Here is a 16,328-nt window from a genome sequence, read left to right on the forward strand (position 1 = left end):
CCGGCGTTGCGGCGCCGGGGTTTTCTGTGACCTCAATCGGTGAAATCGCAGCGATTGCCTAGCCGCCGACCTTGCCGAAATTGCCGAACAGCTGCTCGAACACCGACATGGTTCGGCCGGAGGTCGGCGTTTCCTTGTCGCGATAGCTGATCTCGTTCAGGGATTCCTCGTCATAGGTCTTCACTTCCTGAAGCACGCCGTCCGCGTTGAAATGGAAGGCGAGGACCTTATGCTCCACGACCTCGGGGCTGTAGAAGGCCCAGGTTTCCTTGCGCTGGCTCAGATAGTACCAGACGCTGTCGTCGAAGGTGCCGACCATGGACGGGGTGCCGATCGCGCCTGCCACGTCCCGCTTGGTCGACTGGCCGACGGCAATCTGTTCCAGTCGGCTTTCCAGCGGATCGTTGCCGCGCAGCGCCACCTTCGGCTCGCAGGCCGTCAGGACGATCATCGCGCCGCCCACCAGGGCCGCCAGTTTGAAATATTGCCGTGCCGACATGGGCGACAGTATCCTGTTTGTGTACGGTTTGATTCCGCCCCAATCTGAGCCGCGCCGGGCTTTTTTTCAAGTCGCCTTGCCGAAACGGCGCGCGGACGCTAAGTCGCAGCTTTCCGGACAAGGGAACCGAAGGCCGCCATGTTGGACATGATACGAGGATTTTTCAGTACGAAACTGTCGCGGGAGCAGCAGGTCGCGCTGGTGCTTTACGAACGCATCGTGGCGACCGCGCGCAAGCCGGTTTTCTATGATCGCGGGGGCGTGCCGGACAGCCTCGACGGCCGTGTCGAGTGCATCGCTCTACACGCCTTTCTGGTGTTCCGCCGCATGGCCGGCCAGCCGGGCTGGGATGAGGTCGGGGGCGCCCTGTCAGACGAGATCGTTGCCGATTTCGACCGTTCCCTGCGTGAAATGGGGGTCGGAGACATGTCCATTGGCAAGAAGGTGAAGAAGCTGGCGCAGGCCTTCTTCAGCCGTTTCGACGGCTATTGGGGTGCCGTGAATGGTGCGGAAGGGGCGGAGGACCTGTCCGATCTGTTGCGGCGCGGCCTGTTTCAGGGCAATGACGTCACCGATGAGCAGGTCCGCGCCATGACGGCCTATTTCGACCGGCAATCGACCCATCTGTTCAAGCAGAGCGAGACCAACATTCTGAAGGGCCGGATCGAATTCTGCGACCCGGAGCCGGATTTTGCCGGCCTGCCGCGAATTGCCGATCCGGTTGCGTGATATCATGACGGAGACGCTGGAGTTTTCGGTTCCGATCGAAGTCGACGAGATCCCCACGAAGGGCCTTCGCCGAAAGATTTCCGCGGATGAGGAGGCTCGTACGGCCCTCGTTGCACGGTTCGGCCTGAGCGAACTGGCCTCCCTGGAGGCGTTCTTCGAGATGAAGCCGTTGGCCGGCGGACCGATGATCCGGGTGGATGGCCGTTTCACCGCGGATGTGACCCAATCCTGTGTTGTCAGCGGCGAACCGATTCGATCGACCCTGGATCAGGATATCTCGATCATTTTTGCTCCGCCGAGCATGATCGAAGAGAATCAGGAGTTTACGCTGGCCGACGCAGACCCGCCGGAGCCCTTCGACGCCGGCGTGATTGATCTGGGCGAGCTGACCGCACAGCAACTTGTGCTGGCGTTGGATCCCTATCCCCGCAAGGAAGGGGCATCGTTGAATGATGCAGTCGACTCTTTGCCTGAGGGCCGGAAAACCGGCGTCGAAACCGGTGGCGCAACGGGGCGTTCCGACAATCCATTCGCGAAACTGGCCGAACTGAAGGGGCGCGATGGTCCCGACAAAGACGAAACCCGGTAAATCCGGGTTGCGGCGGCGCGGCAAAACGGTTATGTAACGCGCCGCTTTGAACGACACCCCACGAATACGAAAGTCGAGAAGATGGCGGTTCCGAAGAGAAAAGTTACGAAATCGCGTCGCGGCAATCGCCGCTCCCATGACGCGCTGTCCAACCCGACCTATCGGGAAGATCAGACCACTGGTGAAATGGTGCGCCCGCACCATGTCGACCTGAAGACCGGCATGTATCGCGGTCGTCAGGTGATCGAGCCGAAGAGCGGTTTCTGATCGTTTCCGGAAAAGTCGGTCCAGTGTTGGACCGACGCCGGTTTCCGATCTAGTATTGGACGAAACGGATCGGGCCCCTTCGGGCCCGATTGGTGTTGTCGGGGCAGACAATGTCGGCGCCCCGGCATTACGGCGCGGCCCGTTCAGGGCCGTGTCCGGGCCTGCGGATAACGGCGGATACAACATGCCGAACCGCCCGCTTGAGGGGACGTTGCGGTGGTGAAGCCCTTGGTGATCGCGTTGGACGGTATGGGTGGCGACGGAGCGCCCGAAATCGTCGTGCGCGGCGCTGCCCTGGCGAAGGAACGTCTGCAACAGGTCGAGTTTCTGATTTTCGGCAAATCGGACGTACTCGAGCCTTTGGTGGCGAAAGAGCCGCTGCTAGAGGGCTGTGTCGAGATTCGGCACACGGATCAGGTCGTCAGCAACAACGACAAGCCCTCCTATGCCCTGCGCAACCTGAAGGAATCCAGCATGCGCAAGGCGATCGACGCCGTGCATGCGGGGGAAGCCAATTGCTGTGTCTCGGCCGGTAATACCGGTGCTCTCATGGCGCTTGCCATGTTTGGCCTGCGCACCCTGACCGGTGTCAGCCGACCGGCCATCTGCTCCTTCTTCCCGACCCAGAAGGGCGAGACCTGCATGCTGGATCTCGGCGCCAATGTCGAATGCAGCGCCCAGCACCTCGTCCAGTTTGCGGTCATGGGCGAAGTCTTCGCCCGCACGGTCATGGGAATCGAGCGGCCCAGCGTCGGTTTGCTGAATATAGGCACCGAGGAGCTGAAGGGGCGGGACGAGATCAAGCAGGCGGCCGCGATGCTCCGCGAATCGCCGCTGCCGATCCACTTTTCCGGCTTTGTCGAAGGCGATGATATTGCGGCGGGAACGGTCGATGTCGTGGTCACGGACGGATTCACTGGCAATGTGGCCCTGAAGACCGCAGAGGGCACGTCGCGGTTGATCAGCGCGTTCTTGCGTGAGGCGTTTCAATCCAGCACGGTGGCCAAGATCGGTTATCTGATCGCGCGCCGGGCCATGGCGAAACTGCGCTATCGTGTCGACCCGCGTCGCTATAACGGCGCCGTTTTGCTTGGGTTGAACGGAATCGCGGTAAAGAGCCATGGTGGGACGGACGAGCTTGGCTTCGCAAACGCGATCGGCGTGGCGGCGGACATGTATTCACACGGCTTTATCGAAAAGATGAAAGCGGATTTTGAAACCTTGGACAGAGAAGGGCCTCCGGTGCCGGAAGGCGCGGCGGTAAAAGTATCTTGAATATTCGCAGCGTTATCCGAGGTGTTGGTGCCTATCTTCCCGAACGGGTGTTGAGCAACGACGAACTGTCCAAGACGGTGGACACGTCAGACGAATGGATCCGGCAGCGCACGGGCATTGCGCGCCGCCATATCGCCGCCGCCAACGAAACGACGACCGACCTTGCCTGCACCGCCGCGCTGCGGGCCCTGGAACATGCGGGCATGTCGACCGACGAGATCGACCTCGTCATTCTGGCGACGACCACGCCGGACAATACCTTTCCCGCCACCGCGACCCGTGTGCAGGCCAGACTGGGGATCACCGCCGGTCCCGCTTTCGATATCCAGGCCGTCTGCACGGGGTTCATCTATGCCCTGACCCAGGCCGACAACATGATCCGCCTCGGTCAGGCCAAATGCGCCCTGGTCATCGGTGCTGAGATCTATAGCCGTATTCTCGACTGGGAAGACCGCGGCACCTGCGTTCTGTTCGGCGACGGGGCCGGCGCGGTTGTCCTGAAGGCCGAAACCGGCAACGGGGCCGAGGTCGGGCGCGGGGTGATCTCGACGACACTCGGCGCCGACGGGCGCTACTACGACAGTCTCTATGTCGACGGTGGTCCGGCGACGACGGGTACCGCCGGATTCGTGCGCATGCAGGGCAAGGAAGTCTTCAAGCACGCGGTCGAGCGCATGTCGTCCCTGGTTTCGGGTCTGCTGGCGGATCAGGGCCTGACGACTGACGATCTGAGCTGGCTGATTCCGCATCAGGCAAATGTCAGAATTATCAATAAAGTAGGGGAGAAGCTTAATGTATCCCCTGAAAAAGTGATCATTTCTGTCGAAGAGCATGCCAATACCTCCGCCGCAACTATTCCGCTGGCTATGAATCACGCCGTCGAGCGTCAGTTGTTCAAGCCGGGAGACCTGCTGGGGCTGACCGCCATGGGCGGCGGCTTTACCTGGGGGGCTGCGTTGATCCGCTGGTAATCCGGCGCGCGCGGCACGATTCGCATATCCAATTACTCCAGCTTTGTTGACGGGCTTCTGAGACGGGGCTAGTGTGCCCTCGTATAAAACTTTGAAATGCTTGGGGGAGTTAGGCCATGGCGGGCAAAACCGTTACCCGCGCGGAGCTGGCTGAGGCGGTGTACCAGGAGGTCGGACTGTCCCGGATCGAATCGGCTGCTCTCGTCGAGGCGATCCTGGCGGAAATGGCCGATGCACTGGTTTCGGGAGAGCCGGTGAAGATTTCGTCTTTCGGCAGTTTTTCCGTCCGCCAGAAGGGGGAGCGCATCGGTCGTAACCCGAAGACAGGTGAGGAGGTCCCGATCCTGCCGCGCCGGGTTCTGGTCTTCCGGCCCAGCCATGTGTTGAAGGATCGAATCAACCAATGACGGCACGCCCCGCGGGCGTCGCCGGGGCAGCGGTCAGGCAGTAGAGATGAGCGACCCTTCCGAGCATTCCCGTTCCGAGAAATCTGCGGACGCGTTCCGCACGATCACCGAAGTCGCGGACCTGCTGGACGTTCAGCAGCACGTTCTGCGTTTCTGGGAAACGAAGTTCACCCAGATCAAGCCGATGAAGCGGGCCGGGGGGCGGCGCTACTACCGGCCTGAGGATGTGAAACTGCTGGAGGTCATCCGGCGGCTACTGCATCAGGAAGGCTTCACCATTCGTGGCGTCCAGAAGCTGCTGCGGGAGAATGGCGTAAAGACCGTTCTGGAATGGGGTGAGGACGGCGTGCCTGTCCCGGCGCCGGAGCCGGACATTCCGGCGCGGAAATCCGCCCCGACGATCGATCCCAACGCCCTGCGCGCCCTGCGTCAGGAACTCCAGGCCGCGCGGGAAATCCTCGACCAGCCGATCCGGCCGCCTTCCTCCGAATAGGGAATTGCATCAACCGGTGTTAGGCTCTATTTAGTGCCCACCCACATCGGCGGAGCGTAGCGCAGCCTGGTAGCGCACCATACTGGGGGTGTGGGGGTCGTAGGTTCAAATCCTGCCGCTCCGACCAACAAGATCAAGGGGTTATCGGCGACGCGCCGATAGCCCCTTGTTTGTCTCTTGCTAGTGTTTTGCAGGTTTAGCTGCCCGTTTCGGGTAGCGTTGGCCAGACCCTGTTCGGTACCGGGGCCATGGCCGCCCAGCGAAACTATGGAATTGTGAACACGAAGCTTGGGTGTATCGGCTCCGTCAATGAATGGCCTCGGTGCCCATAAACAGGACGGCGAAAGTGCGTCGATCAACTACAGGCAAGATGCCTGTCGCTGCCAACCCGCTGTCTGCTAAACTCCAAATGGTGACTGCCAGGCGGGCAATTCCATCAATCTGTCATGCCACCGTTCTACCGCTGGGAACTCTGAAAGCGGTATATTGGCACCCTTGGCATATGGCAGAACGGTCGCGACGGCGAAGTCCGCGACCGTCAGGGTGTCGCCCAGCAAGTAGGCGCGGTTTTCCAGATGATCGTCGAGGATCGCTCCGTAGCGCCGCACGTACCCCAGGGCTTCCTCGACTGTTTCTTGGTCAGGAGCGCCCATGCCGAACTCCGCGCGAATGACATACTCGAAATAAAGTTGGCCCGCGTAGCGACAAAAGTGGTCGGATGCCCAACTGAACCATCTAACCACCTCGACTTGCCCGTCACCCCGGGGCCAGAGGTCGGACTCCGAACGGATCGCCAAATGGCACATGATGGCGTTCGATTCCCAGATTGTGCGGTCCCCATCGGCCAGTGCGGGAGCCTTGCCATTGGGGTTGATGGCGAGGAACTCCGGTGCGCGTTGTTCGCCCTTTTTCAGATCGAGCCGATGGAATTTAACATCCAGATCCACATGCCGCGCGACAGCGCAGGTTTTGTAGGAATTCATGGTTTCGGCATAGAAGAGTTTCATGAAGGATCTCCAGTGGGTTGAGGAAGCGGGGTACGGGCCCGGATCAATGCAGCGAGCGCTACGCCAGGCGCGGCCACGAGACCGCACAGATTGGCGGAAGACTGCAACGCCAGACCCAAAGCATCACGGACAGCGGTCACGTCGACATCCGCCACAGCCGGGCCGGTGGCTACGCCTGTCGGCAGGTCCGGAAGGTGAGGGCTGTCGGCGCGTTGCCTGTGGGAATTGCAGGACATGAAGGGGGCTCCGAGTGTTGCGAACGCTTGAACCATTCGCGTTCGCATGGCACATTCAAAATAGAAACTAAGCAGTCCTAAAAAGCAACTGAAAAGTATAGAGAGTGAATTATGGGTGGCAAGAGTTACGATGACGGATGCGCCACGGCCCATGCGATGGACCTGATCGGCAATCGCTGGGCGCTGTTGATTGTGCGTGAGCTGATGTTTGGGCCAAAGCGCTTCACCGACCTTCGCAGTGAACTGCGAAATGTCAGCCCCAACGTGCTGACCCAACGGCTGGAGGAACTGGAAGCCTCGACGATTCTGCGACGGCGCCAGTTACCACCACCTGCGGCGTCATGGGTATACGAACTGACGGAGTGGGGTCGCGAGCTAGAGGAACCAATCCTGAGCCTCGGCCGATGGGCGGCCAGATCCCCGATTCTACGACAGGGGCTGCCGATGAGTCGTGCCGGCCTGTTGCTGGCGATGCGCGCCCTTTATCACCCGAGCGAAGACGGCGGATTCTGTTTAGACCTCGACATGCCGTATGGCGCAGTGCGGGTAACCGGAACAACGACAGGGCTCAAGTATGACGAGGCAACAAGCAGTGGCGATACGTCCAACGCGGTTCTAACGGGCACTCCGGACGCCATTGACGGCATTCTGTTCGGCGGGACGGACCTGCGCCAGGCGATCTCTGAAGGGCAGCTCCGATGTGCAGGAAGTCAGGATGCCATCGAAAGGTTCCTCAACGCATTCCCACTGCCGCAGCCGGCATCTGTAAGCTGATTGCTGTTCCATAACCTGGCAGTGACCGTTCGAACCAAACAGGCACGGGGAGGCTGGCGATTCGGCTTATGACTTCAAACAAGGGTCCCTGCCTGAATCAGGCTGGTCTTCAAGAACGCTGAAAGGTGATCTGCAATTGCTCGGGTCTTGTTTTCCACAATGCTACCTCCGGCAGTGACCACATGAACAGGAATTTCCGCCGTTTCATATGCCTCGAGAATGCGCACCAGTTTGCCCGCCGCCAAATCCGACGCTGCCTGATATGAAAGCACTCGTGCTATTCCCTTGCCGCTTCGAGCCGCATCCAGCTGAATATCGATGTCGTTCGCGACCAGACGCGGATTGAGTGCGACGGTCTCGACTTTCGCACCCATCTTGTAGGTCCACTGAGGACCGCCACTGCTCCAGCTTTCCAGTATCGTGGCGTGATCGGAAAGATCAGACGGACGCGCAGGCACGCCCGATGCCTTGATGTATGCCGGGCTGCATACCGTCATCCAGTGAACGCTACCGACCTTCCGAGCGCGGAGCGAAGAATCTGGCAACATGCCAATCCGTACGGCGACGTCGAGTCGATGTTCGATAAAATCCATGTATCGGTCAGCCAGAATCATTTCCGCAGAGGCGTCAGGCCATTCCTGCAGGAAACGGTCCACGGCGGGCGCGACAAACAGCCGTCCAAAAACCGGAGGCGCTGCAATCCGGACCATACCGCGGATCGTTTCGACACCCGTGTCCATGGTCAACATGCGATAGCTGTCCAGAACATCCCGCGCGCCGTCGGCCAATTTTAGACCGGTAGCGGTGGGAGCGATGCGCCGCGTGGTTCTCTCAACCAGTCGAACACCCAACCTGCTTTCGAGACGTTCAAGAGCACGCGTAGTTGACGCAGGCGATTTGCGCAGACGCCTCGCCGCTTGCCGCATACTGCCCGCAGTCACGATCGCAACCAGGATTTCCAGTTCGTCGAGTCGATCCATTGTTGCTCAATCTGAAATTATTTTTTCAACGTTTGGCATCTATGCCGTCAGTTCTGAAACTATAATAACGGGCCTGCAAAGACAAAGCTGCATGCCATGACCCGTGCTGAGTCAGCCCGCCGATTGCCCGGTAAGTAATGATGCCGCACGTCACCGGCGGTGGTGGATGAACGAACTCAGGAAAGTGCGGTTGGCGCAACCAACGGAGACCGAGACCATGTCAGGAAAGATCATCGCGACCCAATACATGTCGTTGGACGGAGTCATTGAGGATCCCGTGGGCGACAAATTCAAGGACGATGAATTGAGCGGCGCCAGGGCCTTGATCTTCGGGCGGAAGACCTATGACGGGTTTGCCGCAGACTGGCCCACCGTGTCGGGAACGCCGCATGTCAGCATTGCGCACCGCACTGATCTCGTGCCGTCGATCATCTCAACCCTTCTTGCCGGTGAATGAAATGGCTGCCCCAGACGAAGCAAACATGGACGTCAATCGCATCCTGATCACCGGTGCGGCCGGACGGATCGGTCGCGCGCTTAGGAAGGGTTTGAAACGGCAAGACCGGATTCTGCGACTGGCTGATCAAGTGATGCCGGACCCTCCCGATGAGAGGGAGGAAGTCATGCAACTGGATCTCCTGAACCAAGACTTGGGGACAGTTTTCAGCGACGTTAACACGCTCATCCATCTGGCCGCCGTGCCGGAGGAACGACCATGGAGCGAGATCTTCCCGCTGAACTACGAGCTCACGCGGGCCGTTTTCGAAGCCGCGTGGAAGGCCGGAGTGGGCAGGATCATTTTTGCAAGCTCGATTCAGGCAGTGGGATTCCACCCCATTTCAGTGAGGCTCGACGGAAATGCACGCATCCGTCCCAGCGGAAACTATGGTCTTTCGAAGGCCTTTGGTGAAGCGCTCGGAAGCCTTTATGCAGACCGACATGGAATGTCCTTCATTGCCCTGCGCATCGCTTCGTTTGAGCAGGAACCAAGCGATGAACGCATGTTGAAGACGTGGTTGTCCCCGAAGGACGCGGTGCATCTCTTCGACCGGGCTATCGATGCAACGGACGTCCACTACTTGGTGGCCTATGGTGTTTCAGCGAACACGCGCAGCGCGGTGGATAACTCCCATGCCGATGCGTTGGGATTTCAACCCGTGGACGATGCGGAAGTATATGCGGATTGCATTGCCGATGCCGGCTCGGCGATGGGGCCGAACGCCTCCGTCACCCACGGCGGTCAGGCCAGTGATTCTGAATGCACCGACACCGCGCAAAGCTTCCTGAGGCACCCCTCTTAAGCATCTCGGCTCGCTATCGTCGGCAGCCACGGTGGTCAGCCGTTGAACTGATACATCCATGTTTCGGAAACCGGCTGGTCGCCGACATGGAGGTACGCGCGAAGTTCGACCGGCTCCTGCCCGTCGGGATCGAGGTCGAACTGGGCGCGCCAGCGGGGGGTGCCCGGGATCTGCTCCGTGAATATGTAGGATAACGTCCCGCGGGAGGCGGAGACCGCGACCTCGACCGGGTCGTCCGTCTTCAAGTCGTCCAGCGGACCGTCGGCGAATTCGACGACAAACTTCTTCACGCCCTCGGGCCGATCGGTACCGGGTTCGCCACCGCGCCCCATTCGGGTTGCAACGCACCGGGCGAGGGCGTCCGGCCAGCCCGGTTGATCCGCCGCCCAGGACATCCGGTAGCCGAAGCGCAGCGCGCTGCCCTGTCCGACCCTTTCCTGCGGCACCCAGAATGCCACGATGTTGTCGTGGATTTCGTCATTGGTCGGAATCTCAACCAATTGAACCGACCCCTTGCCCCAGTCGCTGTGCGGCTCGATCCAGAGGCTTGGTCGGCGCTCGTAATGGACGCCATCCAGATAGTGTTCGAAGTTCCTGTCGCGCTGCAGCAGGCCGAATCCCTTGATGTCTTCGTCAACGAAGCTGGAGACGATTGTGTGCGGCGGATTGTTCAGCGGGCGCCAGATGCGCTCGCCACTTCCGGTATGGATCGCCAGCCCGTCTGAATCGTGCACCTCCGGCCGCCAATCGTCCAGAACCCCATCGCCATACTCGGAATACCAGAACATCGATGTCAGCGGCGCAATGCCCAGGCGCCTCACCGTTTTTCGGAAAAAGAGCCTTTGGTCGACATCGACAATCACCTCATCATTCCGGGTCAGGTGAAAGCGATACGCGCCGGCAAGGCTGGGACCGTCCAACAGGGCGTAGATGGTAACCGTCCCGTCTTCGTCGGGCTCGAGATAGAATTCCGTGAACGCCGGGAACTCTTCCGGACCATCGACGGCGGTGTCGACGGCAATACCGCGCGCCGAAAGACCGTATTGGCCGAGCTCGCCAATGGCCCGGAAATAGGACGCGCCCAGAAAGGCGATCCAATCCTGTGTCTTCCAGTCATCCCGCTGCCGGTTTTCATGAAGCCGGAAACCGGCGAAGCCGGATCCTTCGGGCATCTCCTGCGCCGGGCTGTCGTCCGGCATGTCGAAATACCGTTTCTTGTACTGCAACTCCGACGCCTCGCCGCCGGTGACCGCGAAAATGCGCACGGGGCGTTCGAAAAACATGCCCAGGTGAAAGAAAGTCGCCGGAAACTGTCCCGGCCCTTCTGCGAACATCGCTTTTTCGGCCGGATACCGGATATTGCCATGGTGTTCATAGGACAGTTTGGGCGTGATTTCCGGTGCGGGCTTGGGGACGGGCGCATATGGCTGCTGTGCGAGCCGCGAAGCCCGCCCGATCAGCTGGTCAAAGGAAAAGGGCCTTGGCGTGGAAAAGGCCAGTTCATCATCATCACCGAACGACGCTGCGGCACCGGTCGGCAACATCCCCGCAGCCAGGCCACAAGCAGCCAGCGTTTCAATCAAGCGTCTGCGCGAGAAACCTTCACTCATGTTTTCATCGTCTCCCCTTTTGAACGGTCTGACGGATCAGGCGCCCATGCGGCACCCGCCGGGACTATGAGCCGGCGGGTGCCCGGGCGGGGCGGTTCAGGGCATTCGGACGGTTACTGGTCGTCCTGGCGCATCTCGACGATCTTTTCGGTCACGCGCTCCCGCAGTTCGGTATCGGTCTCAAGTTGGCGCGTGATCGTGTTGTATTCGTCGACGGTCAGATCTTCGGATTCGACAGCTTCGGTGATGTGGTTGCCGTAGAAACTCCGCAACTGTTCGACTTCTGCATCGGAGTTCGCGTCATTGGCCTTCGTCTCGTATTCACGGACGATTTCCTGGACGTTCATATAGGCGACCACATAGCTCTGGATCTTATCCTCGGTCACCTCTTGCCCCTGCTGGGCAAAGGCGGTGCCGACCGTCAGGAATGTTGCGGTAACGACGGTTGCGGCGGCGGTTGAGAGTTTCATTGTATCGCTCCTTCTCGCATAGGGTCCGCGGACGCCACCGACCTGCGGCCGGTGACGCCTGATATCAGAGAAGACTGAAAAGCCGCGACATAGTTCCGTCGTGTCACGAGACGACGGGCAATTCGATCTCGATCCGCAACCCGCCATCGGGCGCATTGGAGGCCTGGACCCGACCATGCATGGCGGTGACGTTGCGGCGGGTGATCCACAATCCGATGCCAAAATTGGTCCCGTTGGGCGTACCGGACCGGGTCGAGTAGTAGCGGTCGAATAGACGCTCCAAGATGTCTTCGTCGACCCCCGGGCCCTGATCAGTGATCGAGATCGTCAGACGTCCAGGACCGGATTCCCGGGTGGATACCAGGATGACACCGCCTGGAGGGGAGAAGTCCATGGCATTGCTCAGGATGTTTTCCAGGGATCGTGCCAGCAGGTCCGCGTTGGCCATGACATGGATTCCGGTCGGGACGACCGCATCGATCCGGATGTCCCGTGCGGAGGCAACCGGTCTGTACTGCTCCAGAACAGAGGAAATGGCGCCATCGATCTCCAGGGGGCACATCGGTTCATCGATGGCGGCCGGGGTGGATTCGTCCATCTGGCGGGCGGCGGAAATCAATCCGTCCAGCTTCGCGATGGATTGCTCGATCCGGTCCAGACTGCGGGCGGCGGGCCCATCCTGGTCGACGACAAAGTTCCGGAAGGGTTCGATGGATTGCGAGATGACCGCCAGCGGGGCCTTCAGGGCATGGGCATTGTCTTCAGCAGCCTGCCGAATCTGGCTTTCCGATCGGCGCAGAGCGGATACCAGCCGGTCGAAACGTCCGGCAACATTGGACAATTCCGGAATTAGGTTGCGGTCCTGGAACGAGACCGCCGTGTCCCGGCCGCGCAGAATGTCGGCTATGGCACCGTCAAAGCGCTTCAGATTGTTTCGAAGCGACAGGAAGACCGAGAGGATCAGGACGGCCATGGCGGCGTAGATTGCCGCGGCGATCTGGATCTCGTCCCGCCGCCAGTATTCGCTGTCTTCCGATGTCCCCAGAATGGCTGCCTTGTTGGTGGAGGATATCACCACCCAGCAACCGGCTTCGCTGCGGCGCGTGCCAAAATAGGTCAGGATCTGACGGGAGCCGTCCGGACGGTCCTGACGCAGCGACAGGGGGCGTCGACGGTCACAAGCGGTCGTGACGTCGTCCAGCAGGCCCGTGCTGCGCAATTCCTTCAGTTCCGCATCAATCCGACCTGGGTTGATGCGCGGGTGGCGGGCGACAAACAGGAACGCATCGCCGCTGGCCGTGTCCGCCGGTCGGAAGAAGACAGCGACCATCGTGTCTTCAGGCGTCAGTTCCGCCAGTCGGAACTGCAGGTTCTCCGCGATCTCCGGTGAGAACTGCTCGAGGTCCGGAAACAGCGAGTTTGCGACAATGCGCCCTTCCTGCTGGACGGACCGCAGGATAAGCTGGTTCTTCTGGTTATCCGCTTCCTCGAGAGGAATGTAGACCAATATCGGCAACGCGCCGAGCACGACACAGATGATCGCCAGCTTGATCGATAGCGAACGAAGTATGTTGCTGCCGGAACGGATCATCCGACGTTACCGGGGCGCCTGCCATCTGTAGCCGAAGCCGGCATAGTTCTCGATGTGATCGAAATCCGGGTCCAGGGATCGAAACTTCTGTCGAATTCGCTTGATCAGGGACCGGACATTGGCCCGATACCCATTCTCACCGTCTCCGGCGATGAAGCCGTAGCCATGCACCACATCGTAAATCCGTCGATAGGGGAGGTCGGTACCCGGCTTGCTGGCCAGGGCCTTGACGATACCGAATTCGGATAGCGTCAGATACACCTGTGCCCCTTTCCAGTAGGCGCGATGGGATTCCAGATCGAGCTGTAGAGCACCCACGCTCAAGTCGGACTGTTCTTCCTCCACTTCCGGGGAATTAGCGGCATTCCTCGGCGTGAACGGGGCCAATTCGATCCGACGGACAATGATCGAAAAGCTGCGCGACTTTTCTACAAAGTCCACGGCGCCGCCCAGCAACGCGGCTTCCTCGTAGATCTGATCACTAAGCACCGTCAGAAAGATCACCGGCATGTTGGGGGCTATCTGCCGAACATTGCCGAGAACCTCGATACCGTTCATGCGCGGCATCTTCCAGTCCAGCAGGATCAGGTGGATGTCATGGGGTTCGCGCAACCGCGCCAGAAAGCTTTCGCCGTCCGAGAACTCCTCAACCTGGTAGCCCCGGCCGACAAGGTTCTGGGCGAGGGATTCACGGAACAACGGATCATCGTCGACGATTGCGAGGTTGCGGCAGGTGTTGGGGGCGATGGAATCCACCGTTTCAGCCTTTAGCATTTGCCAAGCTCCCATAGCAGTTTTCCGACTCGGTTTCCGGGGTGACATCCAGGGTCAGAACCCGATAGGTGTCCGACGCGATGTCGAGATAGAAAAAGATCTCCACATCACAGACATCCGATACGTACTTCCAGATATGACCCGGAAATTTGGGCAGTATGTCGTGTGGTGGCCCGAACATGCTCTCGATGCCTTGCTCACTTTCACCAATGATGGCGCTGGATGCTGCTTTATCGACTTCTGCTTCCTTGCCTGGCTCAGGGCCATGGTCAGTGCGCGCATTGGCGGCGATCGTGACCTCTGTCGCGGGCTTCTGCGGTTCCGGGGGCTTCTCCGGATAGGGCAGGGCCGGCTGCGGAGGCTCTACCGTTTGAGCGGCTTCCGAAGTCGCTGGCACGGGGGCCGGTGCGACCGCTACGTCATTTTCTGCGCTGACGCATCCCGACAGGAGGAGCAGGAGCAGCGGTTTGATGTGCGTCTTGGGCAAGGAGTTGCAGATCCTCTAATTCTCAAAGGTGGAAGCCCCGGTCTGTAGGCAAAATTGCCAAATGACTGAAACAGGCATGCCTGAAGGACATGCCTGGATCGGCTCCTCACTGTTATCTCGACCCGGACCCGGCACATGCATCCGAAGTACCGGTTTTCAGGCCGCCAGTCGCTTGGGGCTCATCCGTAAAACGTACCGATCGCAAAAAGGTTCCGTTTTTTGTCACGGCTCTGGTACGATGATACCCAAGCCGCCGCGGGTTTCAATCCGCTTTATTGAAGTGCCCTAAGTAGTTGGAAATTGGTGATGTCGATTAGTTAATTCGACTAAAATGCAATATGATGCCCGGATCCAGATCTGGTGTATTCGGCGGCCTGGTTATTGCAGGGCTTAGAATGTATTTGTTAGAATCGTGGGTGGTAGAGACTCCGGAACCATTCCAGTCATGAATCGTCTTCGGAAAGCTGAACACCGGTTCCATTTCAAGCGGATCGGGCGATTGCCATGAATGGTGGGGGTAAAGTTGCAGTGCATGAAGCATAATATGTCGCTCATCGCAGGCATATTCGGTGCCGGGCTCGCCGTGTCGCTGATCACGGTATATGCGTCCGCGCAATCCCTCGCCCAGACCGTTCCCGAGGCCCCGTCCAATGCGGGCGATGCCCTTTACGACGATCCCAAACGCGGCGAAACCGTCAGAGAGCGCAGTCGCCCGGGATACGATCCTGCTGGTGTTCGCGTCGGCTCCTTTTTCTTTTATCCGGAGGTCGGGCTCGAAGAGATCTACCGCGACAATATTTTCTACTCGGATGCCGGAGAGGAAGCCGATTTCGTTACGGTAGTTGAGCCGCGGGCGAGCCTGAAATCGAATTGGGAGTCGCACAGTCTTGAGATTCGCGGCGGCATGGAGGCCGGTCGCTACCTCGACAATACGAGTGAGAACTATCTGGATTGGGATATCGGCGCTGACGGACGGGTCGACATTCAACGAGGAGCGGCGGTCACCGGCGGCCTCTGGCTGGCACGGCGCCATGAAGACCGCCGATCGGTCGACCAGGTCGGTGCTTCGGAGCCCGTGACCTATCACGCCTATGGCGTTCGCGCCGGCGGTTCAAAGCGGTTCAATCGCCTTTATGTGCGGGCTGATTTGGAATCTGAATGGTTTTCCTATGACAATGTCGCTGCGTCGGGAGGGGGGACATTCCGGTCTTCGGACCGGGATCGGCGTGTGATTGTTGGTAGTGTCAGAAGCGGTTATGCGATCTCGCCGCGGTTTGAGCCCTTTGTCGAATTGGGGGCCAATGATCGGCACTATGATCAGAGATTTGACGACGGCGGCTTCGAGCGGGATTCGCAAGGCTGGGAGGCAACGACCGGGGCCACGTTCGACCTGTCCGGAGTGACCTATGGCGAGTTCTATGTCGGCTATCTGTCCCAGGACTACGACCGCGACGGGTTCGACACGATCGATGGCTTCAGTTTCGGCGGCGAACTGACCTGGAATCCCACCGGTCTGACGACGGTATCGGCCGGTGCGGAGCGGACCGTCGAAGAGACCACCCTGTCCGGTGCCTCGGGGGCGTTACGGTCCGCCTTCGATCTGCGTGTCGACCACGAGTTGCGTCGTAACGTCATCCTGTTCGGTTTCGCAGGTTATTCACTGATCGAGTATCAGGATGTCAGCCGGGACGACGATCTGGCGTCCGCCGGACTGGGGGCCACCTATTTGGCAAACGAGTATCTGAAACTCGATCTGTCCTACGCCAATGCGTATCGGAACTCGACGGCCAATGCGTCCGATTACAATACGCAGACCGTCCGCTTTCGAGTGACGGGACGGCTCTGAGGCAACCTTGCCGAACACGGCT

18 protein-coding genes, 1 tRNA gene and 1 pseudogene are annotated in these 16,328 nt (G+C 59.7%); 12 read left to right on the forward strand and 8 right to left on the reverse strand.

Going from position 1 to position 16,328, the window contains the following annotated elements; translation table 11 throughout:
- Positions 1–58: 58 nt before the first annotated feature.
- A complete protein-coding gene (gene bamE, locus R8L07_17315; GenBank protein MDW3207303.1) occupies positions 59–499 on the reverse strand; it encodes an outer membrane protein assembly factor BamE in 441 nt (146 codons plus the stop codon).
- Positions 500–637: 138 nt separating this feature from the next.
- On the opposite strand from bamE, the gene R8L07_17320 reads away from it, so the two are divergent.
- From R8L07_17320 to R8L07_17355, 8 genes and pseudogenes are all read left to right on the forward strand, one after another.
- Complete coding sequence (locus R8L07_17320) at positions 638–1,228, forward strand: ubiquinol-cytochrome C chaperone family protein (protein ID MDW3207304.1); 591 nt, start codon at positions 638–640, stop codon at positions 1,226–1,228.
- Between the two features lie 4 nt (positions 1,229–1,232).
- Positions 1,233–1,817 (forward strand): DUF177 domain-containing protein, encoded by a 585-nt coding sequence (locus R8L07_17325; protein MDW3207305.1) that lies wholly within the window; start codon positions 1,233–1,235, stop codon positions 1,815–1,817.
- Between the two features lie 81 nt (positions 1,818–1,898).
- Positions 1,899–2,084, forward strand: coding sequence for a 50S ribosomal protein L32 (gene rpmF / locus R8L07_17330; protein MDW3207306.1), 186 nt, complete (start codon positions 1,899–1,901; stop codon positions 2,082–2,084).
- A gap of 216 nt (positions 2,085–2,300) precedes the next feature.
- Complete coding sequence (gene plsX, locus R8L07_17335) at positions 2,301–3,359, forward strand: phosphate acyltransferase PlsX (protein MDW3207307.1); 1,059 nt, start codon at positions 2,301–2,303, stop codon at positions 3,357–3,359.
- Entirely contained in the window at positions 3,356–4,330 is a 975-nt protein-coding gene (locus R8L07_17340; GenBank protein ID MDW3207308.1) for a beta-ketoacyl-ACP synthase III, read from the forward strand. Before plsX ends, R8L07_17340 begins: the two co-directional genes overlap by 4 nt.
- A gap of 116 nt (positions 4,331–4,446) precedes the next feature.
- Positions 4,447–4,737: an integration host factor subunit alpha gene (locus tag R8L07_17345; GenBank protein ID MDW3207309.1), complete on the forward strand. Its 291-nt coding sequence runs from the start codon at positions 4,447–4,449 to the stop codon at positions 4,735–4,737.
- A gap of 46 nt (positions 4,738–4,783) precedes the next feature.
- A pseudogene (locus R8L07_17350) lies at positions 4,784–5,062 on the forward strand (MerR family transcriptional regulator).
- A gap of 218 nt (positions 5,063–5,280) precedes the next feature.
- A tRNA-Pro gene (locus tag R8L07_17355) sits at positions 5,281–5,357 on the forward strand.
- Positions 5,358–5,628: 271 nt separating this feature from the next.
- On the opposite strand, the gene R8L07_17360 is transcribed toward R8L07_17355, so the two are convergent.
- Positions 5,629–6,237 carry a glutathione S-transferase family protein gene (locus tag R8L07_17360; protein MDW3207310.1) on the reverse strand — a complete coding sequence of 203 codons (609 nt, stop codon included), beginning with the start codon at positions 6,235–6,237 and terminating at the stop codon, positions 5,629–5,631.
- A gap of 347 nt (positions 6,238–6,584) precedes the next feature.
- On the opposite strand from R8L07_17360, the gene R8L07_17365 reads away from it, so the two are divergent.
- Entirely contained in the window at positions 6,585–7,247 is a 663-nt protein-coding gene (locus R8L07_17365) for a helix-turn-helix domain-containing protein (protein ID MDW3207311.1), read from the forward strand.
- 74 nt (positions 7,248–7,321) lie between these two features.
- Here the strand turns inward: R8L07_17365 and R8L07_17370 are convergent, their stop codons facing one another.
- Entirely contained in the window at positions 7,322–8,227 is a 906-nt protein-coding gene (locus tag R8L07_17370) for a LysR family transcriptional regulator (protein ID MDW3207312.1), read from the reverse strand.
- Positions 8,228–8,444: 217 nt separating this feature from the next.
- Here R8L07_17370 and R8L07_17375 point away from each other — a divergent pair, with 217 nt between their 5' ends.
- Entirely contained in the window at positions 8,445–8,684 is a 240-nt protein-coding gene (locus R8L07_17375) for a hypothetical protein (protein MDW3207313.1), read from the forward strand.
- Between the two features lie 25 nt (positions 8,685–8,709).
- Entirely contained in the window at positions 8,710–9,528 is an 819-nt protein-coding gene (locus tag R8L07_17380; protein ID MDW3207314.1) for an NAD(P)-dependent oxidoreductase, read from the forward strand.
- Positions 9,529–9,563: 35 nt separating this feature from the next.
- Here R8L07_17380 and R8L07_17385 read toward each other — a convergent pair whose 3' ends face one another.
- The 5 genes from R8L07_17385 to R8L07_17405 form a co-directional block, all read right to left on the reverse strand.
- On the reverse strand, positions 9,564–11,138 hold the full coding sequence (locus R8L07_17385) for a glucan biosynthesis protein D (protein MDW3207315.1): 1,575 nt from the start codon (positions 11,136–11,138) through the stop codon (positions 9,564–9,566).
- Positions 11,139–11,251: 113 nt separating this feature from the next.
- Positions 11,252–11,608 carry a DUF4168 domain-containing protein gene (locus R8L07_17390; protein MDW3207316.1) on the reverse strand — a complete coding sequence of 119 codons (357 nt, stop codon included), beginning with the start codon at positions 11,606–11,608 and terminating at the stop codon, positions 11,252–11,254.
- A 103-nt stretch (positions 11,609–11,711) separates the two neighbouring features.
- Positions 11,712–13,199, reverse strand: a complete 1,488-nt coding sequence (locus R8L07_17395; protein ID MDW3207317.1) for a HAMP domain-containing sensor histidine kinase — start codon at positions 13,197–13,199, stop codon at positions 11,712–11,714.
- Between the two features lie 6 nt (positions 13,200–13,205).
- On the reverse strand, positions 13,206–13,973 hold the full coding sequence (locus R8L07_17400; protein ID MDW3207318.1) for a response regulator transcription factor: 768 nt from the start codon (positions 13,971–13,973) through the stop codon (positions 13,206–13,208).
- Entirely contained in the window at positions 13,960–14,460 is a 501-nt protein-coding gene (locus R8L07_17405) for a hypothetical protein (protein ID MDW3207319.1), read from the reverse strand. Before R8L07_17405 ends, R8L07_17400 begins: the two co-directional genes overlap by 14 nt.
- A 544-nt stretch (positions 14,461–15,004) precedes the next feature.
- On the opposite strand from R8L07_17405, the gene R8L07_17410 reads away from it, so the two are divergent.
- Positions 15,005–16,306, forward strand: a complete 1,302-nt coding sequence (locus tag R8L07_17410; GenBank protein ID MDW3207320.1) for an outer membrane beta-barrel protein — start codon at positions 15,005–15,007, stop codon at positions 16,304–16,306.
- Positions 16,307–16,328: the final 22 nt, after the last annotated feature.

It is taken from the genome of Alphaproteobacteria bacterium (genome assembly GCA_033344895.1).
Lineage (GTDB): Bacteria > Pseudomonadota > Alphaproteobacteria > UBA8366 > Aestuariispiraceae > Pacificispira.

Excerpts from the sequence above, each read along its gene's own strand:
- bamE (MDW3207303.1), bottom strand. The coding sequence starts at position 499 with ATGTCGGCACGGCAATATTTCAAACTGGCGGCCCTGGTGGGCGGCGCG.
- R8L07_17320 (MDW3207304.1), top strand. The coding sequence starts at position 638 with ATGTTGGACATGATACGAGGATTTTTCAGTACGAAACTGTCGCGGGAG.
- R8L07_17325 (MDW3207305.1), top strand. The coding sequence starts at position 1,233 with ATGACGGAGACGCTGGAGTTTTCGGTTCCGATCGAAGTCGACGAGATC.
- rpmF (MDW3207306.1), top strand. The coding sequence starts at position 1,899 with ATGGCGGTTCCGAAGAGAAAAGTTACGAAATCGCGTCGCGGCAATCGC.
- R8L07_17345 (MDW3207309.1), top strand. The coding sequence starts at position 4,447 with ATGGCGGGCAAAACCGTTACCCGCGCGGAGCTGGCTGAGGCGGTGTAC.
- R8L07_17360 (MDW3207310.1), bottom strand. The coding sequence starts at position 6,237 with ATGAAACTCTTCTATGCCGAAACCATGAATTCCTACAAAACCTGCGCT.
- R8L07_17365 (MDW3207311.1), top strand. The coding sequence starts at position 6,585 with ATGGGTGGCAAGAGTTACGATGACGGATGCGCCACGGCCCATGCGATG.
- R8L07_17370 (MDW3207312.1), bottom strand. The coding sequence starts at position 8,227 with ATGGATCGACTCGACGAACTGGAAATCCTGGTTGCGATCGTGACTGCG.
- R8L07_17375 (MDW3207313.1), top strand. The coding sequence starts at position 8,445 with ATGTCAGGAAAGATCATCGCGACCCAATACATGTCGTTGGACGGAGTC.
- R8L07_17380 (MDW3207314.1), top strand. The coding sequence starts at position 8,710 with ATGGACGTCAATCGCATCCTGATCACCGGTGCGGCCGGACGGATCGGT.
- R8L07_17385 (MDW3207315.1), bottom strand. The coding sequence starts at position 11,138 with ATGAGTGAAGGTTTCTCGCGCAGACGCTTGATTGAAACGCTGGCTGCT.
- R8L07_17390 (MDW3207316.1), bottom strand. The coding sequence starts at position 11,608 with ATGAAACTCTCAACCGCCGCCGCAACCGTCGTTACCGCAACATTCCTG.
- R8L07_17395 (MDW3207317.1), bottom strand. The coding sequence starts at position 13,199 with ATGATCCGTTCCGGCAGCAACATACTTCGTTCGCTATCGATCAAGCTG.
- R8L07_17400 (MDW3207318.1), bottom strand. The coding sequence starts at position 13,973 with ATGCTAAAGGCTGAAACGGTGGATTCCATCGCCCCCAACACCTGCCGC.
- R8L07_17410 (MDW3207320.1), top strand. The coding sequence starts at position 15,005 with ATGTCGCTCATCGCAGGCATATTCGGTGCCGGGCTCGCCGTGTCGCTG.